Here is a 26977-nt window from a genome sequence, read left to right as displayed (position 1 = left end):
ATCGGAAGTTTCTTATTTTTCCATAAATTGATACATCTCATGCAAGGCATCGGTAACGTGTTCGCTTGCAATTTGCGCATGTCCCATATCCGCATGTTTTATCGCTTCAACCAGATGCTGTATCGCCTCTGAAATATGCGCCCTTCCAGCAGTATTTTCAGATTCAATTGCCGCTATTTCAGCTTTTTTGACGTACTCCAAACTCTCCTTTGCATGATCACGAATATGGTTAGTGTGTGCTTTATGGCTTTTGGCTTCTTCTGCGTGTTCAATCGCTTCAGCCATCGCCGCTTTTCCGCCCGACGAATCCATATCCCCGCCATCTCCCGATGCACTAGTTGGATTACCAATAAAGAGCACTAAAATTCCTGCCGCCAGAATTGTCATTACTTTTTTCATGATATCGATCTCCCAGTTTTTCTTTAGATGCATACACAATGACTGTGTTGTTAATACAACCGTAAACCGCTCATTTAAAATGATCCAAACTTTATTATTCGCCATCTAAAATTTAAGAACACCTCAACAAACATCAGGTTCCCCTGAATTCTCAATAAATACATAAAATTTCTGTAACTTTCAGATCACGTTTAAACTAACAAAAGGCTGCTAAAATTTAATAACATCCAAAAATCGTTTTCAGAAAATGAAAGAAACAATTATTGATCTAATCAGACATGGTGAGCCTGTGGGCGGACGACGGTATCGCGGCCATGCGATCGATGATCCGCTCACCGAACGCGGTTGGCAGCAAATGTGGGATGCTACAGGGAACTATCATCATTGGCAACACATTATCAGTTCTCCACTCGTGCGTTGCCATGCTTTTGCAGAAGCGCTGGGAAAACGGCATCAAATCGGTGTTTCTGTTGAACCCAGATTCAAGGAAGTGGGTTTTGGCATATGGGAAGGCCTGAGTCATGAGGCAATTAAAATTGGCAAAATCGATGAATATCAAGCTTTCATGAAAGACCCGGTCAAACATCGCCCACCCGGTGCAGAACCCCTTGAAAGTTTTATAAAACGCGTTGATTCCGCTTATGATGAAACTATTCAACATTACCAGGGGCGGCATTGTCTGATCATAACGCATGCCGGCGTGATTCGCGCCATTGTTGCACATGTGGTACACGCTGCGCCTGTTGGGTTTTATCGAATTAAAATCAGCAATGGCGGCATAACGCGTATTCGTCATACCGAAGCCGGAGGAATACTGGAATTTCTGAATGGGAAATTAGTTCAAGAAAACAATAAAGAGCAAAACCAGCGATAAAGGTTACTATTTATTTTCAATAGTGTCATTTTTACCGTCTATCGGATAAGGTTTGGCAGGCCAGTATCCTTGGACATAATCTACGCCCAATTCTTTCAGCAGATTCTGCGTAGCTTCATTTTCGACCCATACAGCGATTGTCTTGAGTTTCATAACATGACCAATATGATGTATCGCCTCGACCATTGCGCGGTCGATCGGGTCGGCAATCATGTCCTTAACAAGCCTTCCGTCTATTTTCAGGTAATCAATCGGGATACCCTTTAAATAGCCGAATGACGACAAGCCACTGCCAAAATCGTCCATCGAAAAACGGCAACCCAGTTTCTTGAGCGTCGAAATAAACCGTGTGACAGGCTTTATGTCAGCCAAAGCGGCATTCTCAGTAATTTCAAAACAAATACTGGCAGGATTCACCTTATATTTTTTGATATTGTCGATAACAAAATCAAGAAAATCTTCGTCACTCAGAGACTGCGAAGACAAGTTAATCGCATAAATCACTTTTTTTGGCTTCCATGAAGCCGCCTTGAGTAATTTAAGCGAACGTTCAACGACCAGGCGATCAAGCAGCTGCATTTGATGATAGCGTTCTGCGGAAGGCAGAAATGCACCGGGCGATATCAATTTACCCTGTTCATCCTGTAAACGCAGCAAAATTTCTCCATGTTCTTCCTGTGCATTTGTATTGGAAATTGGAATTATGGGCTGATAATAAAGCAGAAACCGGTCTTCTTCGATGGCTTTTTGTATACTTGGCAACCCGTGTATTTCCTCTGGCCGCTTAAATAATAGATTATCTTCCTCCTGATAAACATGGATCCGGTTACGTCCACTGTCCTTGGCAGTATAACAAGCGCTATCCGCAGCACTCAATGCCTTTTCCGGACTTATATTCGCTCGATCGATCGGAAACAATCCGATGCTGACGCCGATTGTAAATATCTTGTCTTGCCACTTAAAGCGAAAATCCTGAACCAGTTCCCGCAACATATGCGCTATGCGCAGTGCTTTTTCCTGTGGGCAATGTTCCAGAATAATACCGAATTCATCTCCGCCAAGACGCGCAAAAGTGTCCCGGTTACGCAGCCTGGAGTGCAATAATCCACTGACACGCCGCAATAATTCGTCACCGGCATCATGTCCACAGGTATCGTTAACCACTTTAAATTGATCCAGGTCCAGATACAACAACGCGTGAATGTGGTTCTTCCGGGTGGTTTTAAGAATTTGCTCAAGCCGGCTTTCAAATTCATTTCGATTGAGCAAACTTGTCAAGGCATCATGGGTCGCCTGATAGGCCAGCTTCTGCGTCAATTTACGCTGCTCGGTTACATCACGGAAAGTCAGTACCGTTCCGATTACATTCTCTTTACTGTCACGAATGAGCGCCACGACATAATTGATCACAAACTTGTGATTATTTTTACAAATCAACAAACATTCCCGGTTTTTACTCTCACACTGTTTTTTCTTCAAATGATCGATGTTTAAATCTTTCAATGGCTCCTGGCTAGCGATATCAATAAACCGAAAAGCGCGCTGTAAAGGATTACCCCTTACCGCTTCATTATTGCTTCCCGTCAATTGCTCAGCAGCCGGATTCAAATACATCACATTACCGAGAAAATCAGTTGTGATGACCGCATCACCAATACTGGCCAAAGTGACTTTAAATAGCTCTTTCTCTTGTTCTAGTTTATCGTTGGATTGTACTAACGCCTCGGTACGCTCAACGACACGCTGTTCAAGCTGATCATTTGCAACCTGTAATGCCTGCTCTGCCTGTTTCTTTTCTTCGATCTGGGCTTTTAACGCCACATTGGACAGGAATTGTTGTTCTTTAGCCACAAGCAACCGGTCAATCAAATCTGAATTGACAAAACGCAAACACAGCGTATTCCTGGTAATGTCAAAATTTCTTGAAGAAATTTTGATCATCAATAAAAGGAATAACAGATACGTCAAGGCCATCGCTAAATCCGTTTCGCCGCCATGCGCAATAATCTGGTAGGTAAACGGCAGCATCACGGGTATTGAAAAAATTAAAAAAGCACCCCGGTATGACGAAAGTGTCGTCATTGCGCCCGCCACTACTCCACCAAGTAAATAAGCCATGAATAACTTATGTACCGGACTCTCATTGACAAAAAGCATACCACCAGCCAGACCCCATAATACACCTGCCAGGAATACGCCAAACAAAAAACCATGAACAGCGTTAACGAGCTTGTGATCTGGTGTGTTTTGATCAAGATATACTCTTACATGAAAATACCTTGCGAGTGTCAACAAACAAATTGTTGTCAACCAGACCAGCAATAATTGCCTGGACACTTGGCTCCAATGCACCAGAACAAGAATCACTGCAAGAACAGGCGTAGCCAGAAAAGCCGTCTTGCTTAGTCGAAAAAGCAGTTTGATCTGTTCTACACGGATTTTCTCAGCATGATCTGACACGGCTAATCTCGAGTCGTTATCATGATTTGATGCGAGCGGATTCCCTGGGTTATTTTTCATTGATGTCTAAATCATTGGAAGCTTTCCCGTTTATTGCGTAAAATTTTAAATCCAAGAAAATTATCAAGAAAAAGAAAAAATTAATTTAAGCTCAAGAAAGTAATTGTATAAAAATACAGGTTTAATCTTTTAAAGAAAATCTTAATAGTCCAAACAACAATTTTATCGCAATAACCCGATTAACAATAGGATTTTGGAGATAAATCATTAAACATAAAACCTTTATTTGCTTTCATCAAAGTTTATATTGCCTGACCGGTATTTTGTTCTGTGCTTATTTATCATCGGCCTCAGCCGCTGGTATTGCTGTAATGGAGCACAGCGTCAAGGAGTTAGGCCACGCCTTTTCCGGCGCTCCAACCAACATCGAAGATGGCAGCATGGTATTTTTTAACCCTGGCGCCATGAATCACGTTCGGGGCAAATTACTTTCTTTTTCGGGATATGTTGCAATTCCGTCTGCCAGATTCCAGGACAGCGCTTCGCAGCTAAGCCCGCTACTCGGCGGTGCGCCACTGCAAGGTGGAAACGGCGGCGATTCACCCGAGACAGTTCTCATCCCTAACTTTTATTATGTACAGCGTTTGTCCGAGCGTATAGCCGTCGGTTTAGGAATCAATATACCTTTTGGCATGCAGAGCAGCTACCACTCAGGCTGGAAAGGACGTTATCAGGCGCTTGATTCGGAACTTGTTACAGTCAATTTCAATCCAGGTGTTTCTTTTAAACTAACAGAAACGCTATCTGTCGGTGCAGGTTTTGATGTCCAGTATCTGAAGTCAAAGCTTACAAATGCCATTGATTTTGGAACGGTCTGTTTACAAGCAATAGATCCTGCCGTATGTGCAGGGCAAGGTCTTTTGCCGCAAATGGCAGACGGACATGTTTCACTAAAAGGGGACAGCGTTGGTGTGGGTTATAATATTGGCGTCTTTTATGCGCCAAACATCAAGACACGACTCGGTGTCAGTTACCGGTCAAAAGTTCATCATAATGTGCGCAGCGATGCAAACTTTACCGTACCGGATAATGCAGTATTGCTGACGCAGAATAATTTTTTTGTCGATAACCGCGCCAAAACCTCTGTTACGCTACCGGACAACGTGATGTTCGGCGTATATCGACAACTGAATTCTTATTGGGCAGTTACTGCCGACGCAATGTGGACGCGTTGGAGCCATATTCAGGAATTGAGAACACAATTTTCATCTGCACAGTCAGACGATGTCCAGGCCTTGAAATGGAAAGATACCTGGCGATTGGGTTTTGGGGTCAGTTATTCGCCCATAATTAACAAAATGACGCTACGTACCGGGTTTGCCTATGACGAATCGCCGGTTCCCGAATCCACATATAGATCGCCAAGAATTCCCGATAACGATCGTTACTGGCTGACTGCCGGTATTTCATACGCAGTGTTGAAAAACATCAATTTGCATGCCGCCTATGCGCATTTATTTATCAGCGATGCAGCTGTCAACAGAACCGGCACCACAGGCGATCAGCTGGTTGGCAAATTTTCAGAACATATTAACATTGTCGGTCTGCAACTGGACTGGCGCTTCTGATCACCTGTAAGAAAGTCATAAATAAAACTGTTCCTTGCGTCATTTAACGGATTCTGACCTTAAAATTTTCACCAGACCCATACAACCAAGCAACAACAACAGGCTTTGCGGCAGACCGGCTGACACCGAGGCTGCCTGAAGTGCCTGAAGCCCCCCGGCCATCAGCAAAACAGCTGCAGCCGCGCCTTCGGAAACACCCCAGAAAACACGATTGGCTACGGGAGGATTTGGATTACCGCCGGATGTCACCATGTCATCGACAAAAGACCCCGAATCCGAAGATGTAATAAAAAAGATTACGACCAGAATTAAGCCAGCCCATTGCATAATTGCTGTCCAGGGAAGATATTCCAGCAGGATATGCAGAGACATTGCCACATTTTCCAAAACCGGATCGGCGATATCGCCGTTGTGTTCTTCGATATAAAGTCCGGTCCCGCCAAATACCGCAAACCAGACAAAATTGATTAACGTCGGAATCAAAAGTACATATCCGACGAATTCCCTAACAGTCCGGCCTTTGGATATACGCGCTATAAATATGCCGACAAATGGACTCCAGGAAAACCACCAGCCCCAGTAAAATATTGTCCAGTGCGTTTGCCAGTCGGCATCCGGACGCGTGTCAAGCCACAAGCTATCCGGTATAAAATGGAGCATATAATCCGATAGTGCCGTGACAAATATGCCCATCTGATAAACGGTAGGCCCTGCGATGAACACGAAAACCAGAAACACTCCCATGAGTACGCAATTCAGGATACTCAGATAACGAATACCTCTAGAGACGCCGCTGACCGTCGAATATGTGGCAACGACTGTTATTACGGTGATAATCCATACTTGAACCGTTGCCGAGTAATCGATATCAGTAATTCGATTAAGCCCTGCATTGATTTGCATTGCGCCCAATCCCAGCGATGTTGCCACCCCGATTAGCGTCCCGACAGTGCAGAAAGCATCTGTTGTATGACCCAACCAGCCATGAATTCGCGCGCCGAACAATGGATATAACAATGTTCGTGGTGCCAGCGGCATGCCATAGCGAAAGTGGTTCAACGCAATCAAGAGGCCAAAAACGACATAAATTGCCCATGGATGCAGTCCCCAGTGAAAAAAACTAAACCGCATCGCTTCTGCAACGGCATCCGGGCTTTGAGGATCGGCCGTTGGCGGCGCATGATAATGATGTAATGGTTCAGCCACGCCCCAGAAAACCAGTCCCATGCCCATGCCGGCTGCAAATAGCATCGCCAGCCAGGACAGAAAACTGTATTGCGGTTTATCATTCTGCGCACCCAACTTCAGTTTGCCGTGCCGGCTGAACAGCAACCAGCAAACACATACAACCATTAAGGAAGTTGCCGTAATGTAGTACCAGTCGAAATACTTTGTAATGCCATGTAAAAGCGCGTCAAACAGTTGTCCCGCCGTTTCGTTCCAGATTCCTGCAAATACAATGAGTGCAATATTTATGGCTGCCGCAGTAAAAAAAACAGGCGGCAATATTCCTTCGCGCCATTCGCGAATAATTCGTGCAAAATTGGATATGAACTGTTGCATTGAATAAATCTGTTATGTCAGATTAAGAATAAAAATTTTCGATGTCAGATGGTTGTTCTAGGCTATTCCCTGACAGGGATAATAGCCCTTTCTTTTTCGTTCAGTACCCGTGTTAGCTGATTTCTCAAATCTTCAGATCAAGGTTACAGCATAAACCTGCCTCTATGTTGTGTTGATCTGGTTGCATTACATTACCCGTAACAGGGTTTGGTCTGAAAGTCGTGCGCCTTTTCAATTTCAGACAGTCCATTTGTGAAACCAGCTTGTATAGTCATGGCATCAATGTTACCTTCAAAACTACAATTGAAAAACTAATCAAAAATTGTTCAATGAAATGAGGACTACCCATACCGGTTGCCAACCGTTTTTTTAAATACGCAAAATCCTGACAGTAGGCATATGATAAGAGAGTCAATATGACACAACAAATTGCACTGGTGACTGGCGCATCCAGTGGCATCGGTAGAGCAACTGCCGAGTTACTGGCTAAAAATAATTACTATGTCTTTGCCATGGCGCGGCGCATGGACAGACTTGAGGAAATACGTTCCGAAAATATTGAACCCATTCGGCTTGACGTCACTGATGCGGAGGCCATTAAAGAAACAGTCAATCATGTCATGATAACAAAAGGTCGCATCGACTTGCTTGTCAACAATGCCGGTTATGGTCAACTTGGCGCCGTAGAATGCGTTTCAATGGAAGCTGCGCATGCGCAATTCGAAGTCAATGTTTTCGGGTATGCGCGATTCATGCAGGCGGTACTGCCGCATATGCGTGAACAGAAAGCCGGATGTATTATCAATATCGCATCGATTCTGGGCAGAATTTCCATCCCTGGCTTTGGCTGGTATACCGCTTCCAAGCATGCCGTGGAGGCATTGTCTGAAACAGTGCGCAATGAAGTCATACAACAGGGTATAAACGTTGTTGTCATCGCACCAGGTTTAATCAAAACTGAATTTACAGCAAAAGAGTTTGAACTGCTCAAATCGGTTGATCACCCATCAGCGTACCAAAAATTACTCGATGCCCTTCCCCGTCTTCTTGCTCACGAACCCAAAGCACCTGGACCGGAAATCATCGCCCAGGCTATTCTAAAAACCGCTAATTCAGTTTATCCGCCAATACGTCATGCTTTGCCAAGCGATTCCAAAACAGCGGTTATTTCACGATGGTTTCTGGGTAGCAGACTTTTTGACTGGGCGGTCCGGCGCAAGATGAAATTATGAGTATTTCTTCAACCCAGAAGAGTATGACAATACCTGCGTACGCCTGGGAATATCCAAGCATAAACGTATATAATTCTCGTCAAACAGTAAATTTCCCATTAACACAGAAGGTGAACACATGAGCAACGATATTCATAACATTGCAGACAGCGTAGTAGATCGTTTCAAACAGGAACTTACGCCGGAAGCGCTAAATTGTTTGTCCTTCTCCGACTTCGACAAACTCAGTATCCTGGTGAAAAACACCATCGCCAAAGACCGAGAGAATACCGCTGCTCAACTCGAAGCGCTGGCGCAACAACTGAAAACCGATATTGAATATTTTGATATCAGCTTATAAGTTTGTTAACCATTAAGAATCCACGTTCATTTCCTGTAATGCCATTTCGCGCGTGCGCGTGCGTTGCGATAGACTGAAAGATCTATATGGATGACGTTCGCAATTTGTTATTAGCGGGTCTTTAGCGTTAATTACACTACCGATCATTCTCGCTCAGGCCATTCTTTAACATCACCGGGTAATGATAAAACTGCAGGTTTAAATACCCAGTAACATCAATGATGTCGTTATCATTCCAATCAAGCGCAAGATTGCCTTGCCAGCGTTCAACTTGGTCTTTTAAAGTATCCCAATTCGTTACCAGTTTTTTTTCTCGCCAATGAATTTCAGAATCATGACACGAAATGCAATGAATTGAATATAGCAATTCACCGCGCGTCTCATCAAACCCCGACTGGGCGTATACGGAATTGCACAATATAGGGATAGTACATGCGAGAACAATTAAACTTTTTATTATTCCGGCCATCTGTCATCCTCCTCCTCATCGCACTGATTTACTCAAGTTGAAACGAGAAGTAAAAATCAAAGCAATCTTATTAGTTAACCAGACTGACATTATCCATGCCTTTTCATAAGTAAATTCAATTTGTTGGTGTAGATAAACGGATGAAATTGAGTCCGCTCTCGTCAACATATTTACTTGCCAACAGGTGGGGCAAATAATGCGGGTACGGGTCTTATTGGATACTTTCTTTCTCTGTGGCGCTGTGATTTCTGATCCAATTCAGATCGTTTTTCCGATTTTAGTGCCGATTCATCTGAATTATAGGGTTGAGTAAATAATGGATCATTGGTAACCCTCTTTTTCGTTACGTTATTACGGTTAACATGGATACCGTTAAAGTAAATAACTTCAACCTGCTGATCAGTAGTTTTGTTTTTATAATCCTTTTGCGAAGACGTATGGCTTACACTTTTATCATTTTGTGTGCTTCTCGTTCTAGGCTTATGTTTTTGCTCTTGAGCCTTATCAAATTGTGCTGTTTCTTCAATTTTAATTTTCTTGTTTAATAATTTCTCTATCTCTATGAGTAATTTCTTTTCTTCCGGGCTCACAAATGAAATCGCAAAACCTTTTGCGCCCGCACGTCCTGTCCGACCAATACGATGAATATAGTCTTCAGGATTATTGGGCAATTCGAAATTTATGACGCAAGACAATTCTTCGATATCCAGACCTCTTGCTGCCACATCCGTTGCCACCAAAACTTTAATAACATCCTGCTTAAATTCATCCAATGCCTGGCATCGCTGAAGCTGATTTTTATCGCCATGAATTACAGCAGATAAAATTCCTTGTCGATCCAGAAATTGTTTTAGCCGATCCGCGCCTGATTTTGTTCGATTGAAAATCAAAACCTGATCCAATTTTTTTTCTTTAATTAAATGTACCAGTAATTCTGCCTTACGATTTGTTTTGGTTTCATAAACAACATGCGTAATCATGTCATTAATCGAATTACGTTTTGCTACCTCAATCAGAACCGGGTTATTCAATAACTGATTAGCAAGCTTTTTAATGTCATTGGAAAATGTAGCCGAAAACATCAAATTCTGACGTTTTTCAGGCAGTACATTTAATATTCTTTTGATGTCAGGTAAAAAACCCATATCCAGCATTCGATCGGCTTCATCCAGGATCAAAATCTCCACCTTCGAAAGCGTCAAATATTTTTGCTGAAGATGGTCAAGCAGGCGACCGGGTGTTGCAACCAATATTTCAATGCCATTTCGAATGGCATCTGTTTGGGTATCGATATTTACACCACCATATACAAGTGCAGATCTCAAGTTAGTGTATTTGCTTAAAATTCTAATGCTTTCAAATACCTGAATTGCTAACTCTCGAGTTGGAACCAGAACCAAGGCACGGACTGGGTGTCTCGCAGGAGACATACTGGTATTTGCATAAGCTTCAAGACGACGCAACATAGGCAACGTGAATCCAGCGGTTTTACCCGTACCCGTTTGCGCTGCACCCATAACATCTTTACCTTCCAAAATAACTGGAATTGCTTTTTCCTGTATGGGTGTCGGTTGTTTGTATCCTTCTTCATCAACAGCACGTATGAGGTCGATTGATAAGCCAAGTTGCTCAAATAACATCAATAAAACTCCTTAATAACTACCTTTTCTAGTCTATCTAATATAATAATATAAAATTCCATTTCCACAGTTTAATGAAGGACTTCTTTGTATGTGGATTTATAAGGAAATTGTTCAATAGCAAAAACCATGTTCATAGTTTCTACTATGTAAGCGAAATGAATTTGTATATGTATGATCAACAAGCGTATTTATATTTGATCAAATGCACGAGCTAATAATCATGCGATTCATTTATTGCGAGTACTCTATCCATTTAACCTTACCGGGTTCAGTGAACTTGTCACAGGATATTCTGCAGAAATTAGTCGTTCAGGTATAACGCAGTCTTTAGCAATTCAAGTGGATAGCTGACTAGACTAGTTATTCTTTCAATATACTGCATTAAAAATGCAACAACCCACATAAAGCCGAGCTTATGTGGGTTGTTGCATTTCATAAATGATCCGGAAGATTGCATATGTTATATATTTATCAATCTAACCTTCCTGAAATAAAGACTATTAATAATCATCATCCCAGTCATCATCGTCATCGTCGTCGTCATCCCAGTCATCATCTTCATCGGCCTTCAATACCATCTTGCCCTGAGCAAGACTCGCATCAAGATCCGTCATCGGGGCTTCTTCATGCACCAGGTTCTGATGACAATCTATACACGTCGCTCCCTCTGTTTCCATCTTCTTATGCGCAGCCTGTGCATCCTCTCCAGGTGGATCCGGATTCTTATGACAATCACGACACGTCACACTGTCCCATTTCTTCAGGTTCATCCGCGCATCATGCGCCATGATTAACCGACGTTCGTTAAACTTCTCCAACGTCGAGTAATCATTCACCAGCTCCAGCCATAATTCCCGCGCACCATCTACTACATGAGTATAAACCGCCAAATGAAAGTTCTTGAATCCCTGCGGTATATGACAGTCCTTACACCCAGGATTGACTCCCAATGCCCCATAGTGGGTCGATTCTCTCAGCTCGTCCTGGGTATACGTCATCGAGTGACAGCTCGTACAGAATTCTTCTGTCGATAACGCCGCCTCTCCGCCAAATACTATACCCACCAGAACGATCCCCAGTAACGCCCCCGTTAACAGGGTGCCTATCGCTCCTTTTTGTAATGCAGTCATTCAGGTCTCCTGTTAATCATCATCGTCATCGTCGTCTTCGTCGCCTTTCTCACCCTCTTGGGCGTTGGCCTGGAATTCATCGTGAAACTTGAATTTCGGTTCGCCGACAAATGCACCATCCAGTTTGTAGTGCGCATGCATCGCACTGTCGTCTTTTACCATTTTGTCAAAGTCAAACCGGTATTTCTCATCAACTTCTGGTGTGAATGGCGTATAGGGTGCTTTCGTGCCTTTCCAGCCCGAACCTTCATAGTTCAGGTGACACCCCGCACACGCTTCTTCAAAATGAAAGTCCTGACCTCTGTCCGCCAGTCGCTTGCGCTCGGTGGTCCTGCCTGTTCTTTCAAATTGCTGCCCGCCTTTTCGGTGATCGCCCCTGTATCTTTTGCCAGCACCATGGCAGGATTCACACCCTACTGCCGCCAGTTGACGTCTCGGCCGCTCTATGGTGTATCCTCCTCTCTGCTCCCAGCCATCAACATGGCAGCCTACGCAGTCTTTGTCTTTGGTGTAGTCCTTGTCTGGGTCAAGGCCTGCTTTTTCTTTCGCTTCCTTGCGCTCGCCTGCCTTCAGCGATTCCATCGCTTTGGCATGCGCTGTCTCGCGCCATGATTTACCTTGTGATTTGTGGCATGAGCTGCATTTCTGCCGCCCCTCAAAATCCGCTACCGCTGTCCCCGTGAAAAACACAAATGTCGCGAGTATAGCCAGTACGTACGTTATTGGGTGTTTCATCCTTCCTCCTTGTACTTTTCTTATTTCAAGTTCTTAAGCCGCGTATTGTACGCGATCACCCGTTTGTGTAAATGCTTATATGGATGCCGCGTGCTTTTTTTGTTCTTGTTGTTGCTTATTTTAGCTGTCTCTGTCTACGCTGTCTTTATTGTATCAATCCATCGCTTTCGTTGCCCGGAATTTTGTATACCCAGTAACCGCCCTGCTGGTATACCAGTTGCAGTGCTTCCAGTTCCATCGGCGCGTCTTTGTCTGTGAACGGCAGCATTCGCGCCAGCAGGGTTTCACTGCTTTGTGCGTCGCTCAGAAAGTAGACTCTGATTTGCGTATCGGTTATCGATTGCAGGGTATAGGTGTCAAAGTCGTTTTCCTTGAGTTGTACTTTCATGTGGTTGATCATGCCATGGATGTTGCCCGTCATTGGAAAGTTCTGGTAGGCAACGCCAATTTTATCCGGGTACATGAGACCCAGTTTATACAGGTCTGTAACATGAACGATGATGTAGGCTTCCCGGTCCGTTCCAACGAGGCTGCGAAGTTGGGCTACGCCTTCTTCCGCTTTGGCTGTCAGCGCCCGGCTAAATCGCTCGAATTGCTCCAGTTCGCTTTGGCTGGGTTTGCTTTGCCAGAACGCCTGTTCATACGCATCTATGGCGTCCATATATTCATACCAGTGCTGCGGTATGATTAAAGGTTCGTTCAGGTGGCTGGTGAACAGGGTTTCGTGTCCGCTCAACAGGTTGATCTGTTGCGAGATGTCCCACCAGGCTAAGATGAGCGCATCTTTTTCTGCGTATTGGCCAATGGCTTTGGCCAGCGCACTCAGTTCGGATGATTTCCAGTCTAATGCGTGCAGGGTTTCTTTGCTGTGGTTCTCCCATTTGACCAGCACCGGCGCTGCGCCGTCCCGTTGCGCTACTGTTGCCTGCGCTATGGGCTTTTCAACATCCGGAACGATGACGTCATACCGGCTGATTTCAAGTTCAGGCCACGCATCCAGTTCCAATTCGGGATACTGCTGCGGATTCCCTGAGGATTGCTTCTGGTACTGATACGGTGCCGCTACCGGTTCAAACCATAAGTACGCAAACCACCCCAGAAAAACCAAACCTCCCGTCACCAGGAGTATGCCTAATGACGGGAGTAGTTTATCCCCCGACCGCTTCACTTGCGTGTCGCGGCCGGTCGTCTCTGCGGGTATCAAGCTTCGCTTTGCTTACGTTTACGCCATCCTGCCAAGGCTAATGTGCCTGCCAGCAGCATGCCGCCACCTAAACCGCCCAACGAGATTTTCTCTGCTGTACCGTCCAGATCCAGTAAGCTGGTGCGTTTGCCTTCGAGTTTGGCAACACGTTCTTTTAACGCGACCATTTCCCGAATCCGGAAGTTTTCGTCTTGTACTTCAACGTACGCCCGGTTCATCGGTCCCCAGCCTTCGGTGTAGGTCCAACCGCCTGGATTGACGTGTGCAAGACCAACGTGCATTTTAGCCAGGTCGTTTTCACCCATCTCGAGCACTTTCAACTCCATCGAGGCCGGGTTGTTGTCTTGCGACCAGAATAATTGCGTGAAGATCATGAATCCCGGTTTCTCCGGTGCCGGTGGATTCGGACGGTTGGTCTTCTGTCCTGCCAGCAAACCTTCGTTGTACAGCTTCTCGACTACTGCATGTGCATCCTGGTATTTCGCCAGACCTTGCAAGGTGCCTTTGTCCATCAGATCCAGATACGAACGTGCAAAACGCTCTGAGTGACACTGAGTACAGGTTACTACCCATGCATCCAGTCTCTCTTCTGACCATTCGCTGTTGATGTTCTCTGCTATCCCAGGTACAAATGGATAGTTCGCCCAGCGAATCTTTCTCACCATGTTGTGCGCGTATTCGCCTTCAAATTCCATGTGACAGCCCGCACAGGTCGGTGCTGTCTGGCCACCTTTGCTGTATGCATCCGAGAGTTGAACTTCCCAGTTCCAGCTATTGCCCAGCATCGCTACCATCTTGCCGTGCTTGGACATGGAATACGCTTCCCAGTTGTTGTGGTCTACACCACTGTGACAGGTCGCGCAGGCTTCCGGCTTACGAGATTCCGCCGCTGAGAATTCATGACGGGTATGACAGGTGTCGCATTTGTTCTGGTTCATGTGACACATGGTACAGCCTTCGGCTACTTCACGTTGTGGCATCGCCGCCCATACCGTGGTCTCTACGTTCGCCTTGTAGTCCAGCGCATGCGATGGACGTCCATCTGGCCACTGTCCGTTCGGCCAGATCAGCGTGTCACGCTCTGATTCGCGTTCCGCAAATTCCTGCAAGTGACATTTGCCGCATACATCCGCCGTCGGCATGATCAGGTCTTTGCTGTGATCTATCTTGCCCTGCTCGTTGATCCCAGCATGGCAATCTATACAACTCACTTCCTTCAGCTGCTCGCCTTCCTTCAGGTAACCCATCGAACGCAGATTCTTCTCTACGTCTTCAAGCTTGCCTTTCTTGTAAAATGTCGGATCGCTTGGCTTTAATGCACGCACTTTGTCCAGATTCGCATGGGTACTCTTCTTCCATGCGTTGACCCATACCGGCGATTCGTCCGAGTGACATTCCACACACTCTTTACGATCCGCTTTGTCTCTCATCGAGGTCGGCGGCTCATAAAATGTCGCAGGATCCATGTATCTGCTCAACGGAATCGGCTCCCAGTAATCACCCATCGTGCCCTTGCCCGCGCCTTGCTCAGGATCCTTATAACGCTTCACCAATGCTTCATGCAACTCCTTCGGACTCGCACCTCTGTCTATACCCAGTGCTTCATACGTCACGTCAGGAACACTTGGTATCGCCTGTACCGCACCCGCCAGCGCAAATGCACTTACAAACATGACCAATCTTAGCCATACCTTGGAAATCATCTCTCTCTCCTTTGTCTTTCTGTTATTTCCAGTTTTATTTTTACTTCTTTCTTCTTCTCTTCAGTGCAACAATTGCGCTTCCAAATACCCAACATACCTCGCGCATACCTCCCAATCCCACGCATAAATATGCAAATTCCCTTCCAGTATCCGAACCCCAATTCAACGCACTTGCCCTACCTTCCTTCGCTCCCCTAGACTACTCAGTCACCTTAACACTGTCAAGAAGTTTGTTAAATTCCATGGCATCTGGTTTAGCGTTCTCACACAAATTACAACATCAAATTCAGTACGGTAAGAATTGAAAATCAATAGCTTTGATCACCGCTTAATGCATAAATTCATAAATGCACTATTTAGATGAAGTAATTTATTTGACTTCCCCTTACTTTCCATGCGGTATTACTTAAATGGTTGCACATTCTTGTTATGGCGTTCAATAAATCTCCGGATCGCATATTTCTATTCTGAACCAAAACTTTTATTTTCAATGTTTTGTAGAATAGAATGCCAAATCAAACTTCCACCTTGTTTACCCAGTTTGTCTACGCCTTCATGTAACCGGTGCTCCTTCTGCTACATGGCATGGTCAACCACAACCCGGGTTAGCTCAGACTCAATCTGTAATAGTTTAGCTACACGAGATAATTTGGGTTTACACCATGATTTTTTAGTACGTTAGATTCAATTATATTGATACATGGTCTTGACTATGGCAAGATTCTGCAATTAATCAGTGCATTGAATAAAAGACAATCAAACAAAAAATCAAAATATCAACAATTTATTCAATTCGCATATTCATTAAGTTTAATGTGAGGTTACCTTGGAAGAATATTTAGGACAAATTTCCAAATACTTGGAGAATGTACCACTCTGGCCCTTTTTATTGTTTGGGTTTATAGGAATAGTCGCTTTAGCGGTAGATGTTGTCAATCGAAAACGCCGCGAAGAAGCGATCGAATGTTTTCGTCAAACGATCGAAACAGAATTAGCCAGCATGTACCCGAAACATATTCGCTGGCCGGAGAATATTAATCGCTACCTTTGCTCCCGTTTACCTGAAATGCATCATAATTTCGAGGTGCTAAAAATTTTTATTCCTCAGGATCAACTGCGTGACTACAACATCGCATGGAACAAATATAACGATTTCTGTCGCAATATCACTGATGAAAAATGTGCAGCAAGTGATGCATCAGGTACAGGCAATCCTTCTAAAGCTAATGAAACCGATCCCAGGGAAGAATTTCATAAACTTGTATCAGACTTGCTTGCTTATACTAAACTTTAGCAATCTTCGCGCACTGGTTCGAATGAAGTGAAAACCGATGTCGTTCGTTCGACAACAATGCGTTTAAAGTTACATAATCGTGCATATTATCAGATCTCGAAGCGATTCTAAGCCCAGCTTTATTATTGCCTCATTATCCTTTGCACAACCCCAATGGCGTGAAATCCCAGAAAATTACGTGCCAACATTGATTATGTGAAGTGAATATGACAGTATGATTTCCGCTGCGAAAACACAGCGGGTAACACATGTGATGGGGCGTCCATGATGTACAGATCACCTACATCCTACGTGCTGGTCATTTCCCAACCACTGATAATCCAGATTTTGTAATCGACACAATCATTAATTTTATCCGCTGTGCTCTGGGAAATAATGCTTTAACGGGCGTTTACATCGGCAACCATGGATCTGTAAAGGCAATGAACATCAGATGACTCATGTGCTACGCAGTTTACAAGGAAGGCATCGCCATCACTGATTTAACCTTTTCAAGACTTTTCGACTAAGAAAATGAAATACAATTGTACCTGTATCAAATTTGATTTGACCAAGCTGTGGAATTTCAATGACGAAATTTTTCGCTATCAACAAAACAAAACTAATCAATATAATTTAAGGGCACCTCTAAAAATTCAGAGTTTTAAACAAGACGAGGCGAGAACAAAAAATTTTGACACAGCATATGATTGATATGTAAGGAAATATTTTTTGTAAACAACGAAGTATTGTAACGAAGTATGGATTTTTAGAGATGCCCTTAAATCTTTTTCCAAATACTCCCGGTAACAATTTTAACTCGTCAATTTATTTTGGCATTCTCTTGAATATATGAAAACACCAAATGATGAACTGAATCCGCATACCTGGTTGAATGAACATGGCAATTATTTGTACAGCTACGCATTGTCAAGCGTGAAAGATCAACATATTGCAGAAGATCTGGTTCAAGAAACACTGCTTGCGGCGCTAACCGCAAAAAACAGTTTTTCCCATCAATCGACCGTTCGAACCTGGCTGATTGGCATTCTCAAGCACAAACTTATTGATTACTATCGCAAGCAAGGACGATATGTGGCACTTGAAGACTTGGCCGATGATGGAGATAATTTTTTAGACAATTTCTTTAGAACCCATTCCAGCTGGAAAGATAAACCTGAGGTATTTCCAAATCCCGAGTCTGTCTTCCAGCAAAAACAATTCTGGACAATATTCCAGAATTGTTTATCCGGTTTAAAACCCCGATATGCAGAAGTTTTTCTTGCCAAAGAAATTCATGGCATGAGTAATGATGAAATTTGTAAGTGTTTTTCACTCACACCGACAAATGGATGGGTTTTATTGCATCGTGCACGATTATCCTTGATTAAATGTCTAAAAACAAACTGGATTGACTGATTATTAGAAAAAAGTATGTTGAATTGTAAAAAAGCCAGTCTATTGGCTTCAAGGGCAATGGATGAAAAACTGCCATTCTGGAAAAATATTGCACTTAAAACACACTTGTTGATGTGTAGCAACTGCAAAAATTTTACGCATCAACTTGAATTTTTACGCAAAGCATCACTCAGCTTGACCGCCAACCAAAAATTAGAATTATCGGTGGAGGCTAGACAACGCATAGCTAGCAAATTCCCGAGGAATTAACCAGTTATTCCTTAGGCCATAAGCCCACGAGCCAATTCATTCAACTCACCTTGGCATTCAAGTACATTCTGTAACTCCGATTCTGCGTCAGATTCACTGACACCAAGATCTGTCAACAATACGGATGTTTCAATATGCGGACAAGAATCAGACACACCATATTTTTGTAACAAACGATTTGCAGTTGCAACCAGTTTTACATAAATTGCATGTTTACCTGCACAATCCGGGAAATGATGCTTGGCTGCCATCATGACGACTTCTTCCGGCAAATCCCAGGCTTTCAACAGATACAAACCAATTAGGTCATGGGTAATACCGAAATTCTGTATTTCAAGCGCCCTGATATCCTGTTTAGATTCATGGGTAATCATCGCATTCAGACTTGAAAATTCTTTAGGACAAAAATGTGCAAATAGCAGATAACCAAAGTTATGAAGCAATCCCCCCAGATAAGCAAGACCAGAATTAACACCGTGTGTTTTTGCCATGCATCTACTGAGTTCTCGGCATAATTGGGCACATTGCAATGCTTCACTCCAAAGACGAACACGCCCAAGCGGACCATAATTTGGAATTTTTAGACTGCCAGATGACGCAACACCCAAAGCAACATTTAACGCGGTTGCATAACCAAGTACCAGCGAAACAGCATGCGTAACTGAAGTTATACGTTCACCATAGCCGAAAATTGCCATTCGTGCATATTTCATAACAAAAGCCGCCAGAGAGGGATCTTCCTCTATTAATTGCACCAATTCTTCTAGGTTGGCATCCGGTTTGTTGCGTAATACTAAGATTTTCTGAGCCGTTTCGGGCAGCGGCGGAATCAATTCAGTCTGCTGTAGTGTTTTTCTAAGGTTTGTATTAATTTCCTGCCTATCATGCGCTTCCAAAACTTTCATTTCAATATCCTAAATTCTGAATTAACTAGATTGTCTGTCATCTCAAAAAATCATTTCCAAATCAGCCAATCCCATACTCTGGACATTGTTAATCGTAAAAACTGCTTAAATCTTTAGCAGGATGCTGCAATTCATTTCAGCTTTAACAAAACGCATAAGAAACACAAAGAAAATAAAATTAAACAGGCGCAAACAACCTACCTGTATTGCTTTTAGAGAAACCCATTTTCTTTCCCTAGTATTCAGAATACTATCGATAAGACAATTTGAAGTATCGACTTATCCACAATTACATCGTATGTTATTGTCGTCACAAAGTTTTTCTGGGCATGTTCATTTTGGACAAAATTGCAAATAATATGGAAGTTATGCGCTACGGCCTGTCAACTTCCAGAATTTCAATCAGCGAATTAAATACCCATCCTTGGGTATTTTTATCTGTTTGAACCATCAACCAATTCCCCTGATAGGCATTTGCAGTTAAAACTGTTCCTTTTTGCAGCAAATCGATAATTAATGAATGTCTGCCGGGTTCACGGCGCAAGTTCGCATCAGTAGTTGTCTGCAACATAATTGGCGTGTTAAATCTTATCGTTGTTCGATTAGGTTGCTCACGTTCCGAGTCAGAAATCATATTGATAAATTCGAGTGCCTGTGAAGCATAATATGTCGCTGTGGGGTAGTCATCACGCTGATAATTCGTAACAGCCATTGCCAGCAATCTCTGTGCTTGCGCATGGAGTTCCTGATCAGCTGGCAAAGTCGACTGCTGCTCGTTATAAGCTAAAGCGACTTCAGCTTCCGAGATTAAAGAAGCTGAACTGGGTTTTGTTGCCAAACGATGCAACTTGACCTGGGTATGTGCGATTTCTTTACTTGTCGCCTGAATAAGTTGTGCTTGATCTTGCTCGCGAACACGCTTTTGCTTAATCAGCGCACTCTGTTCCACCAGCTGCTGTTCCAATTGTTCAATTTTTCTTTGCATGCTTTCAATCTGCTGTTGATGGATATAAATTGGAATCTTATCTACATCCTGAATTGGCTCAATCGCAGGCGACTCTTCCATAGTTACGCAGCCGGACAGAAATACACTTGTCATAACGAGCATGCAATTTATTGATCGTAAGCTTTTTATTGTTTGCATATCTACCTTTTTGTTTCAAATTTAGATTTGAAAATCAACCATTCCAATGTTTATATTGAAAAATATATAATGTGATCGCCAAAATTTGAGGTGAAAAGAACATATAGAGGGGTGACAACTTGTTGGATGAACACGTTCATAGCAAATCACTTAAAAAGATGAACAACAAAATTGCGCCAACTTGGAAGCCAGATAGATATTGAACAACTGATTGAATTAGAAATCATCTAAAGCGATCTATCAAGAAACCAAACCTCATAAGCCTTTCTTCCTGCTGTCTTATGCTGTAGCTTCAACAAGCCATTCTTCTGGATTTACATTCTACTATTCTATCCATATGACATTGTCGGGTATAGCATTCCGCAGCGTTATGCAATAAGGTATAGTATGCATAAATAATCATTCCCTTTTCAAGTACTTTAAGCGGATGCACAGCACCAAGGTAGACCATGTGGATAAGTTTTTCATCCATGAGCTGTGTTGTGCCTTTTGGCGATAAAGCGACTATTCCTGCAATAAGGCGCACCTTACCATGTACACTGACAAGCTCACAAAACTCGGCGCTATCGTTGATCATTCGGTTAGCGTTCTCGTCGATCTTTAGAATTAACTCAATATTATTTCCAAAACAAATTTACTACCGATATAGGCAAGTAGCAGCATAACGAATCCAACCAATGTCCAGCGTATTGCAATCCTGCCGCGCCAACCGTAGAATTGTCGTCCTATCAATAAGGCCGCGAAAGTTCCCCATGAAATAAAACCAAACAATGTCTTATGCGAAAATGTCAGCGGCTGACCAAAAACTTCCTTGGAAAATACGACGCCACTAAGCAACGTTAATGTCAACAGTACGAACCCTACCGAAATAATACCAAACAGCAGCTTTTCCATCGCCAGCAATGGCGGCAAATTGGTCAATAATGAGTGTGCAGCCGGATGATGTAACTGATACTCAACAACCGTCATTAACACCGCATGCAAAGCCGCAATCGTTAAAAGGCTATATGCCGACATCGCAACAATCAGATGCGCCTTAAACGCTGGTAATTCGGTATTTTCCAGTGGTTTTAACGAAGGAAAAACCAATGGCAGCAACACTGCTATCGCGGCAGCCGCTGCAATCGGCGCGAGCAAAGATTGCAACCCCTGATAACGGCTAAAAAACCCTGAGAACCAATAAATAAATGCTGTTAGCCAAACAATCAATGAAACAGCGCTACCGACCCCCAGATTCAATCCTGTTCCAGCAAGAATAGACTGATAAAGCGCCAAAGCGTGCAACATCAATGGCGCAAGCATGGCGTAGTGAATGTAATGTACAGTAACTGCACTATTATCTTCTTTTTTCTTTAGTAGCTGGGGCTGCTCGTGAAGATTACGCCATATTAACAAACCCACCAGGATATAAAGCAAAAAAGCCGCAAGATAAGTTAAAATGTCAATCATCGATATGATCTTAAAAATAGGGACAACTGCTAAGTCTACATGGCACTTTTACAAATTCATAGTTTTCATCTGCATATTTCGTGAATTTTGACAAAAAAACAATTTCAATATCCGTATCCATTTATTTACTGAGGTTTCTAGTATGTTTGAGAATCTAACAGGCCGACTTTCTGATGTCATCAAAACGCTTAAAGGTGAGGCAAGACTCACTGAAAGCAATATTCAAAAGGCATTGCGTGAAGTTCGTCTGGCTCTGCTTGAAGCAGATGTTGCCCTACCTGTTGTAAAAGAATTTATTGCGCGCGTCAAAGAAAAAGCTATCGGTCACGAAGTCATGGGCAGTTTGACACCCGGGCAAGCTTTTGTAGGTGTTGTACACCAGGAACTCATTGCCATCATGGGTGGTGAAATAGAAAGCCTCAATCTTTCTACAACACCCCCCGCTGTTATTCTAATGGCGGGTTTACAGGGCGCCGGAAAAACAACCAGCAGTGGAAAACTTGCCAAATGGCTCATCGAACAAAAAAAGAAAAAGGTTTTGCTGGTTTCCTGTGACATTTATCGCCCTGCGGCTATTCATCAATTGGAATTACTGGCGACTCAATCCGGAGCCGATTTTTTCCCGGTTCAGGAAGGACAACAACCCGGAGAAATCGGAACAACCGCACTAGATTATGCGCGTAAACATCATCATGATGTTTTGATTGTCGATACTGCGGGCAGGTTGGGTATTGATGAAGCGATGATGAAGGAAATCAGTGAACTCGAAACACTGCTCAAACCGATTGAGACCCTTTTTGTCGTTGACGCCATGCAAGGCCAGGATGCCGTGAATACTGCAAAAGCTTTTTCGGAAGCTTTACCGCTTACGGGCGTTATTTTAACCAAGTTGGACGGTGATGCGCGAGGCGGCGCCGCTTTGTCCGTCAAGCATATCACTGGAAAACCCATTAAATTTACAGGTGTTGCGGAAAAATTAACCGGCCTGGAAGCATTTCATCCTGATCGCATGGCATCGCGCATTCTGGGCATGGGTGATGTTCTTGGTCTAATTGAAGAGGCCCAGCGCAGCACTGATGAACGTGAAGCAAAAAAACTGATGCAAAAGGTCAAATCAGGCAAGGGTTTTGATTTGAATGACTTTAAAGCACAATTTCAACAAATGAAAAAAATGGGAGGTATGAGTGCAATGCTGGACAAATTGCCTGCCCAGTTGAGTCAGGCCGCACAAAACGTGAATGTGGATGATAAAGTAATCAACCGCACCGAAGCCATCATAAATTCGATGACACAACAAGAACGCGTTAAGCCGGATATTCTCAAGGCTTCGCGTAAAAGGCGTATTGCAGCGGGTGCAGGTGTGACAGTTCAAGAAGTAAACCGCCTTCTTTCTCAATTTGAACAGGCAAGAAAAATGATGAAAATGATGAATAAGGGCGGCATGTCAAAAATGATGCGCGGACTAAAAGGAATGTTTCCGCGCATGCGTTAATATGCCGCAGGCACATGCTCAAGTCCGACAATCTGACTGCCTATACTGATTCCCCTGCTTGCAAACCAGCCGACGTTCATTTCCAGCGCGTATTTCGCCGGCCCGGCAGAATAATGTGCTGTGAGGGAATGAGGCTGCATATCAGCAATATTAATGATAACGCCCTTTTCATCAATAAAAGCTACACTTAACGGAATCACCGTGTTTTTCATCCACATGCCATAGTAGGCACTCTTTGGAAACACAAATAACATCCCTGTATTTTCAGCGAGCACCTTACGAAACATCAGTCCCTGTTCTCGGGAATTTCGCGTATTTGCCACCTCTGCTAACAGCATATGATGGGATATTTGTAAAGGAATCGTTGGTAAATCTAATGCATCCACATACATGGGATGCATCATGAAGCAAATAAAAAAATAATGGATTAACGTTTTTAGACGTGACGAACTTAACATTAATGCTTACCGGTACTTCCGAAACCGTTTTCTCCACGCAGACTTTCATCAAAATTTTCCACAACGTTAAAATCAACCTGCACAACAGGCACCACAATCAGTTGTGCAATACGTTCCATCGGATTTAATTCAAAAGATGCCTGCCCCCGGTTCCAGCAGGACACAAAGATCTGGCCTTGGTAATCGGAATCAATAAGACCGACCAGATTTCCTAAAACGATGCCATGCTTATGTCCCAACCCAGAACGTGGTAACACCATTGCCGCCAATCCGGGGTTTGCAATATGTATCGCAATACCACTTGGAATCAAAATTGTCTGCCCTACTTCAATTGTTTCAGTTTGATCGATACAAGCTCTCAAATCCAGTCCAGCGGAACCCGGTGTCGCATACGACGGCAGTTGTTCGTGTAAACGTTTATCCAGTATTTTTACATCTATAGTTGTCATATCATTGCCTGATTAATTACCGTTCTGTTGTTCGTATAATAAAGCAATATGTCTGATCAATTGCTTCGCCTGAAGATATTTGGATGCTTTCTTAAGAACATGCTTGCCGGCATCATCGAACAGTATCAATGCGGTTTCATCTGTCCCCATTGCTTCTTGCGCCCGATTGGCAACCAGTAACGGCAATTTCTTTCTCTGACGCTTAAGCGCCGCATTCTTCTCCAGATTATCTGTTTCCGCGGCAAAACCGACACAAAATGGTGGTTCCGGCAAATGGCTAACATATTGCAGAATATCCGGATTCGACACCAGTTCAAGCATCCATTTTTGATCGGATTTTTTCAGTTTTTTTGGACTGACCACTGCAGCACGGTAATCTGCCACAGCGGCAACACTGATAAAAATATCCGTACCGCCAATTTCTTCGTTAACTGCCTTCATCATTTCCTGCGCGCTCAACACATTTACCAAGACTGCTGCAGCGGGTGGATGCAAACTGGTCGGACCTGATATCAACTTAACATTTGCGCCCGCTTCCACAGCAGCCTGCGCAATGGCGTACCCCATCTTACCCGAACTGATATTGGTAATACCGCGTACTGCATCGATGGCTTCATAAGTCGGCCCTGCCGTTATTAAAACATTCTTACCGTTTAACAAGTTGGCAAAGTCAGTACATAATTTTGCTTTAACAATCGCCAACAATTCTGCTGCCTCAAGCATGCGTCCCATGCCTATTTCGCCACAGGCTTGCCCTCCGTTTGCCGGACCAAGAATCAACACACCGTCTCTTTTCAGACAATCAATATTACGCTGCGTTGCCGGATTTTCCCACATCTGCCGATTCATTGCAGGCGCGATCATCAACGGACAATCACGTGCCAGACATAGCGTCGTTAACAGGTCGTTCGCCAGACCACAGGCCAGTTTGGCGATAAAATCCGCACTTGCCGGGGCAATTAATATCATATCAACGCTTCTGGATAGGTAAATATGCGCCATATTACTTGCCGCATTCGTTTCCCATAATTCGGTAAAAACGGACTGTCCAGTCAATGACTGGAAAGTAACCGGACCAACAAAGCGGCATGCAGATTCAGTCATTACAGTCTGTACAACGCATCCTTCCTGTGTCAGCAATCGGGCAAGCTCAGCTGCTTTGTATGCCGCCACGCCTCCAGTTACCCCGAGCAACAGACGTTTTCCTGAAAAAGAATGCATATTGTCTTTTTTTTTCATCGAGATTAGAGAAATCCTTTTCTTTAAGTACAAGGCAGATCAATATCGAACTTTATCAGCCTTTGGAAGACCGGCACACATCATAATATTCACAATCCAACTCAATCAAATAAGGGTAATGCCGTAAAACAAAACACCCCCTAAACTTAAAATTGATCTTTATGGCAATCACAGATTGGCCAGTCGCCGAACGCCCTCGCGAAAAGCTTTTGAAAATAGGCGCAAAGAACTTGTCTGATACGGAATTACTCGCTATTTTCCTGCGTACAGGCACCGCCGGCAAAAGTGCCGTTGAACTGGCCAGAACTCTACTCACTCATTTTGGCAGCCTTACCAGCCTTTTTTCTGCAGACCAGTCATCATTATGCAATTTCCCGGGTATCGGCGTTGCCAAATATACACAATTACAAGCAGTTCTTGAAATGTCACGGCGCACCCTGGAAGAAAAACTGGAGCAAGGAAACGCCATGAATACACCACAACTTGTCCGCGAATTCCTACGACTAAGCCTTACGAACAAACTGCATGAGGTCTTCATCGCAATCTTCCTGGATGCAAAAAATCATATGATTTCGACCGAAGAACTTTTTAGCGGAACTCTAACACAAGCAAGTGTTTATCCACGCGAAGTCGTCAAACGCGCATTACACCACAATGCCGCAGCAATCATTTTTGCACACAACCACCCTTCTGGTGTTGCAGAACCCAGTCAGGCCGACAAAGATCTTACAGACACCCTAAAAAAATCACTTGACTTAATAGACATAAAAGTTCTTGATCATTTCGTTGTCGGCAAAAACAAAATCATATCTTTTGCCGAGCAAAATCTAATTTAACAACCACAACCAACCTGAAATCACAACGCAAACTGCTATAAATTTTTTGAATCTGCTTGCTGACACATCAGCTCACCTCGATTATATATATTTGAGAAAAAAACTGGAATCGCGATATAATGCTGGTTTTGTAATTTCGGGGTATACCAATATGGCACGCGTATGTGAAGTAACGGGGAAAAAACCGTTGACTGGAAATAATGTGTCTCATGCTAACAACAAGACCAAAAGGCGTTTTTTACCAAACCTGCAGCGTCGTAAATTTTGGCTGGAAAGTGAAAACCGCTGGATCAGCTTACGCCTATCCAATGCAGCTTTGCGCACAATCGATAAAAAAGGAATTGATGTGGTTGTTGCTGAAATGCGTTCGCAAGGCAAAAACATTTAGCACATAATACTACTTAAATTTATCTCATTATATTGAATCAGAAATAAGGAACTGACCCGATGCGCGATAAAATAAAACTTGAATCTTCGGCAGGTACAGGACACTTTTACACCACAACCAAAAACAAACGTGCAAATCCTGAGAAACTAGAAATCTCAAAGTTTGATCCGGTTGCACGCAAGCATGTCAAATATAAGGAAACAAAATTAAAATAAGATATTTATCTTGTTTCTTATACATGCTTATACAATAAAAAAACCCGTATAAAACGGGTTTTTTTATTCATCAGTCTAAAT

The 26977-nt window shown here is 43.4% G+C and carries 26 protein-coding genes; 10 read left to right on the top strand and 16 right to left on the bottom strand.

Annotated features, from left to right (window positions below; translation table 11 throughout):
• Nucleotides 1–12 precede the first annotated feature (12 nt).
• Nucleotides 13–504 (bottom strand): hypothetical protein, encoded by a 492-nt coding sequence (locus tag MRK00_11600; protein MDR4518013.1) that lies wholly within the window; start codon nucleotides 502–504, stop codon nucleotides 13–15.
• Between the two features lie 142 nt (nucleotides 505–646).
• Between MRK00_11600 and MRK00_11595 the strand changes: the two genes are divergently transcribed.
• Nucleotides 647–1273 carry a histidine phosphatase family protein gene (locus tag MRK00_11595; GenBank protein MDR4518012.1) on the top strand — a complete coding sequence of 209 codons (627 nt, stop codon included), beginning with the start codon at nucleotides 647–649 and terminating at the stop codon, nucleotides 1271–1273.
• Nucleotides 1274–1279: 6 nt separating this feature from the next.
• Here the strand turns inward: MRK00_11595 and MRK00_11590 are convergent, their stop codons facing one another.
• The gene (locus tag MRK00_11590) at nucleotides 1280–3793 is read right to left on the bottom strand and encodes an EAL domain-containing protein (protein MDR4518011.1); all 2514 of its coding nucleotides are present in this window, start codon (nucleotides 3791–3793) and stop codon (nucleotides 1280–1282) included.
• A gap of 311 nt (nucleotides 3794–4104) precedes the next feature.
• Between MRK00_11590 and MRK00_11585 the strand changes: the two genes are divergently transcribed.
• Complete coding sequence (locus MRK00_11585) at nucleotides 4105–5361, top strand: outer membrane protein transport protein (protein MDR4518010.1); 1257 nt, start codon at nucleotides 4105–4107, stop codon at nucleotides 5359–5361.
• Between the two features lie 39 nt (nucleotides 5362–5400).
• Here the strand turns inward: MRK00_11585 and MRK00_11580 are convergent, their stop codons facing one another.
• The gene (locus tag MRK00_11580; GenBank protein MDR4518009.1) at nucleotides 5401–6924 is read right to left on the bottom strand and encodes a BCCT family transporter; all 1524 of its coding nucleotides are present in this window, start codon (nucleotides 6922–6924) and stop codon (nucleotides 5401–5403) included.
• Between the two features lie 416 nt (nucleotides 6925–7340).
• Here MRK00_11580 and MRK00_11575 point away from each other — a divergent pair, with 416 nt between their 5' ends.
• Nucleotides 7341–8156, top strand: a complete 816-nt coding sequence (locus MRK00_11575; protein ID MDR4518008.1) for an SDR family NAD(P)-dependent oxidoreductase — start codon at nucleotides 7341–7343, stop codon at nucleotides 8154–8156.
• A gap of 118 nt (nucleotides 8157–8274) precedes the next feature.
• Entirely contained in the window at nucleotides 8275–8496 is a 222-nt protein-coding gene (locus MRK00_11570; protein MDR4518007.1) for a hypothetical protein, read from the top strand.
• A gap of 136 nt (nucleotides 8497–8632) precedes the next feature.
• Here the strand turns inward: MRK00_11570 and MRK00_11565 are convergent, their stop codons facing one another.
• From MRK00_11565 to MRK00_11540, 6 genes are all read right to left on the bottom strand, one after another.
• Nucleotides 8633–8965, bottom strand: coding sequence for a hypothetical protein (locus MRK00_11565; GenBank protein ID MDR4518006.1), 333 nt, complete (start codon nucleotides 8963–8965; stop codon nucleotides 8633–8635).
• A 170-nt stretch (nucleotides 8966–9135) separates the two neighbouring features.
• Nucleotides 9136–10605, bottom strand: coding sequence for a DEAD/DEAH box helicase (locus MRK00_11560; protein MDR4518005.1), 1470 nt, complete (start codon nucleotides 10603–10605; stop codon nucleotides 9136–9138).
• A gap of 503 nt (nucleotides 10606–11108) precedes the next feature.
• Complete coding sequence (locus MRK00_11555) at nucleotides 11109–11738, bottom strand: NapC/NirT family cytochrome c (protein ID MDR4518004.1); 630 nt, start codon at nucleotides 11736–11738, stop codon at nucleotides 11109–11111.
• A 12-nt stretch (nucleotides 11739–11750) separates the two neighbouring features.
• Nucleotides 11751–12473, bottom strand: a complete 723-nt coding sequence (locus MRK00_11550) for a cytochrome c family protein (protein MDR4518003.1) — start codon at nucleotides 12471–12473, stop codon at nucleotides 11751–11753.
• A gap of 145 nt (nucleotides 12474–12618) precedes the next feature.
• The gene (gene haoB, locus MRK00_11545) at nucleotides 12619–13677 is read right to left on the bottom strand and encodes a hydroxylamine oxidation protein HaoB (GenBank protein ID MDR4518002.1); all 1059 of its coding nucleotides are present in this window, start codon (nucleotides 13675–13677) and stop codon (nucleotides 12619–12621) included.
• The gene (locus MRK00_11540) at nucleotides 13674–15380 is read right to left on the bottom strand and encodes a hydroxylamine reductase (GenBank protein MDR4518001.1); all 1707 of its coding nucleotides are present in this window, start codon (nucleotides 15378–15380) and stop codon (nucleotides 13674–13676) included. Before MRK00_11540 ends, haoB begins: the two co-directional genes overlap by 4 nt.
• Before the next feature lie 826 nt (nucleotides 15381–16206).
• Between MRK00_11540 and MRK00_11535 the strand changes: the two genes are divergently transcribed.
• Together MRK00_11535 and MRK00_11530 are read left to right on the top strand one after the other, a co-directional pair.
• Nucleotides 16207–16674, top strand: a complete 468-nt coding sequence (locus tag MRK00_11535; protein ID MDR4518000.1) for a hypothetical protein — start codon at nucleotides 16207–16209, stop codon at nucleotides 16672–16674.
• An 831-nt stretch (nucleotides 16675–17505) separates the two neighbouring features.
• Nucleotides 17506–18072, top strand: coding sequence for a sigma-70 family RNA polymerase sigma factor (locus tag MRK00_11530; protein MDR4517999.1), 567 nt, complete (start codon nucleotides 17506–17508; stop codon nucleotides 18070–18072).
• 260 nt (nucleotides 18073–18332) lie between these two features.
• On the opposite strand, the gene MRK00_11525 is transcribed toward MRK00_11530, so the two are convergent.
• The 4 genes from MRK00_11525 to ccsA form a co-directional block, all read right to left on the bottom strand.
• On the bottom strand, nucleotides 18333–19226 hold the full coding sequence (locus MRK00_11525) for an HDOD domain-containing protein (GenBank protein ID MDR4517998.1): 894 nt from the start codon (nucleotides 19224–19226) through the stop codon (nucleotides 18333–18335).
• 373 nt (nucleotides 19227–19599) lie between these two features.
• The gene (locus MRK00_11520) at nucleotides 19600–20325 is read right to left on the bottom strand and encodes an SH3 domain-containing protein (GenBank protein ID MDR4517997.1); all 726 of its coding nucleotides are present in this window, start codon (nucleotides 20323–20325) and stop codon (nucleotides 19600–19602) included.
• A gap of 337 nt (nucleotides 20326–20662) precedes the next feature.
• On the bottom strand, nucleotides 20663–20947 hold the full coding sequence (locus MRK00_11515; protein MDR4517996.1) for a hypothetical protein: 285 nt from the start codon (nucleotides 20945–20947) through the stop codon (nucleotides 20663–20665).
• Nucleotides 20948–20976: 29 nt separating this feature from the next.
• On the bottom strand, nucleotides 20977–21819 hold the full coding sequence (ccsA, locus tag MRK00_11510) for a cytochrome c biogenesis protein CcsA (protein ID MDR4517995.1): 843 nt from the start codon (nucleotides 21817–21819) through the stop codon (nucleotides 20977–20979).
• A gap of 142 nt (nucleotides 21820–21961) precedes the next feature.
• Between ccsA and ffh the strand changes: the two genes are divergently transcribed.
• Complete coding sequence (ffh, locus tag MRK00_11505) at nucleotides 21962–23311, top strand: signal recognition particle protein (protein MDR4517994.1); 1350 nt, start codon at nucleotides 21962–21964, stop codon at nucleotides 23309–23311.
• Here the strand turns inward: ffh and MRK00_11500 are convergent.
• The 3 genes from MRK00_11500 to coaBC all read right to left on the bottom strand — a co-directional run bounded on the left by MRK00_11500 (nucleotide 23308) and on the right by coaBC (nucleotide 25457).
• Nucleotides 23308–23703, bottom strand: coding sequence for a DUF192 domain-containing protein (locus MRK00_11500; GenBank protein MDR4517993.1), 396 nt, complete (start codon nucleotides 23701–23703; stop codon nucleotides 23308–23310). The two genes, ffh and MRK00_11500, sit on opposite strands and share 4 nt — an antisense overlap.
• Before the next feature lie 65 nt (nucleotides 23704–23768).
• Nucleotides 23769–24218 carry a dUTP diphosphatase gene (dut, locus tag MRK00_11495; GenBank protein ID MDR4517992.1) on the bottom strand — a complete coding sequence of 150 codons (450 nt, stop codon included), beginning with the start codon at nucleotides 24216–24218 and terminating at the stop codon, nucleotides 23769–23771.
• Nucleotides 24219–24230: 12 nt separating this feature from the next.
• Nucleotides 24231–25457: a bifunctional phosphopantothenoylcysteine decarboxylase/phosphopantothenate--cysteine ligase CoaBC gene (coaBC, locus tag MRK00_11490; protein MDR4517991.1), complete on the bottom strand. Its 1227-nt coding sequence runs from the start codon at nucleotides 25455–25457 to the stop codon at nucleotides 24231–24233.
• Nucleotides 25458–25618: 161 nt separating this feature from the next.
• Between coaBC and radC the strand changes: the two genes are divergently transcribed.
• From radC to rpmG, 3 genes are all read left to right on the top strand, one after another.
• Nucleotides 25619–26293, top strand: a complete 675-nt coding sequence (gene radC, locus MRK00_11485) for a DNA repair protein RadC (GenBank protein MDR4517990.1) — start codon at nucleotides 25619–25621, stop codon at nucleotides 26291–26293.
• A 151-nt stretch (nucleotides 26294–26444) separates the two neighbouring features.
• Nucleotides 26445–26681: a 50S ribosomal protein L28 gene (gene rpmB / locus MRK00_11480; GenBank protein ID MDR4517989.1), complete on the top strand. Its 237-nt coding sequence runs from the start codon at nucleotides 26445–26447 to the stop codon at nucleotides 26679–26681.
• Between the two features lie 59 nt (nucleotides 26682–26740).
• On the top strand, nucleotides 26741–26896 hold the full coding sequence (rpmG, locus tag MRK00_11475; GenBank protein MDR4517988.1) for a 50S ribosomal protein L33: 156 nt from the start codon (nucleotides 26741–26743) through the stop codon (nucleotides 26894–26896).
• The last annotated feature ends 81 nt before the right edge of the window (nucleotides 26897–26977 follow it).

The organism is Nitrosomonas sp., assembly GCA_031316255.1.
Classification (GTDB): domain Bacteria; phylum Pseudomonadota; class Gammaproteobacteria; order Burkholderiales; family Nitrosomonadaceae; genus Nitrosomonas.
This window is presented reverse-complemented; position numbering and strand designations above follow the sequence as displayed.

Bases quoted from the DNA above. Each gene is read 5' to 3' on its own strand.
- MRK00_11600 (MDR4518013.1), bottom strand. From the start codon at position 504: ATGGCGAATAATAAAGTTTGGATCATTTTAAATGAGCGGTTTACGGTT.
- MRK00_11595 (MDR4518012.1), top strand. From the start codon at position 647: ATGAAAGAAACAATTATTGATCTAATCAGACATGGTGAGCCTGTGGGC.
- MRK00_11590 (MDR4518011.1), bottom strand. From the start codon at position 3,793: ATGAAAAATAACCCAGGGAATCCGCTCGCATCAAATCATGATAACGAC.
- MRK00_11585 (MDR4518010.1), top strand. From the start codon at position 4,105: ATGGAGCACAGCGTCAAGGAGTTAGGCCACGCCTTTTCCGGCGCTCCA.
- MRK00_11580 (MDR4518009.1), bottom strand. From the start codon at position 6,924: ATGCAACAGTTCATATCCAATTTTGCACGAATTATTCGCGAATGGCGC.
- MRK00_11575 (MDR4518008.1), top strand. From the start codon at position 7,341: ATGACACAACAAATTGCACTGGTGACTGGCGCATCCAGTGGCATCGGT.
- MRK00_11570 (MDR4518007.1), top strand. From the start codon at position 8,275: ATGAGCAACGATATTCATAACATTGCAGACAGCGTAGTAGATCGTTTC.
- MRK00_11565 (MDR4518006.1), bottom strand. From the start codon at position 8,965: ATGGCCGGAATAATAAAAAGTTTAATTGTTCTCGCATGTACTATCCCT.
- MRK00_11560 (MDR4518005.1), bottom strand. From the start codon at position 10,605: ATGTTATTTGAGCAACTTGGCTTATCAATCGACCTCATACGTGCTGTT.
- MRK00_11555 (MDR4518004.1), bottom strand. From the start codon at position 11,738: ATGACTGCATTACAAAAAGGAGCGATAGGCACCCTGTTAACGGGGGCG.
- MRK00_11550 (MDR4518003.1), bottom strand. From the start codon at position 12,473: ATGAAACACCCAATAACGTACGTACTGGCTATACTCGCGACATTTGTG.
- MRK00_11540 (MDR4518001.1), bottom strand. From the start codon at position 15,380: ATGATTTCCAAGGTATGGCTAAGATTGGTCATGTTTGTAAGTGCATTT.
- MRK00_11530 (MDR4517999.1), top strand. From the start codon at position 17,506: ATGAAAACACCAAATGATGAACTGAATCCGCATACCTGGTTGAATGAA.
- MRK00_11525 (MDR4517998.1), bottom strand. From the start codon at position 19,226: ATGAAAGTTTTGGAAGCGCATGATAGGCAGGAAATTAATACAAACCTT.
- MRK00_11520 (MDR4517997.1), bottom strand. From the start codon at position 20,325: ATGACAAGTGTATTTCTGTCCGGCTGCGTAACTATGGAAGAGTCGCCT.
- MRK00_11515 (MDR4517996.1), bottom strand. From the start codon at position 20,947: ATGATCAACGATAGCGCCGAGTTTTGTGAGCTTGTCAGTGTACATGGT.
- ccsA (MDR4517995.1), bottom strand. From the start codon at position 21,819: ATGATTGACATTTTAACTTATCTTGCGGCTTTTTTGCTTTATATCCTG.
- ffh (MDR4517994.1), top strand. From the start codon at position 21,962: ATGTTTGAGAATCTAACAGGCCGACTTTCTGATGTCATCAAAACGCTT.
- MRK00_11500 (MDR4517993.1), bottom strand. From the start codon at position 23,703: ATGTATGTGGATGCATTAGATTTACCAACGATTCCTTTACAAATATCC.
- dut (MDR4517992.1), bottom strand. From the start codon at position 24,218: ATGACAACTATAGATGTAAAAATACTGGATAAACGTTTACACGAACAA.
- coaBC (MDR4517991.1), bottom strand. From the start codon at position 25,457: ATGAAAAAAAAAGACAATATGCATTCTTTTTCAGGAAAACGTCTGTTG.
- radC (MDR4517990.1), top strand. From the start codon at position 25,619: ATGGCAATCACAGATTGGCCAGTCGCCGAACGCCCTCGCGAAAAGCTT.
- rpmB (MDR4517989.1), top strand. From the start codon at position 26,445: ATGGCACGCGTATGTGAAGTAACGGGGAAAAAACCGTTGACTGGAAAT.
- rpmG (MDR4517988.1), top strand. From the start codon at position 26,741: ATGCGCGATAAAATAAAACTTGAATCTTCGGCAGGTACAGGACACTTT.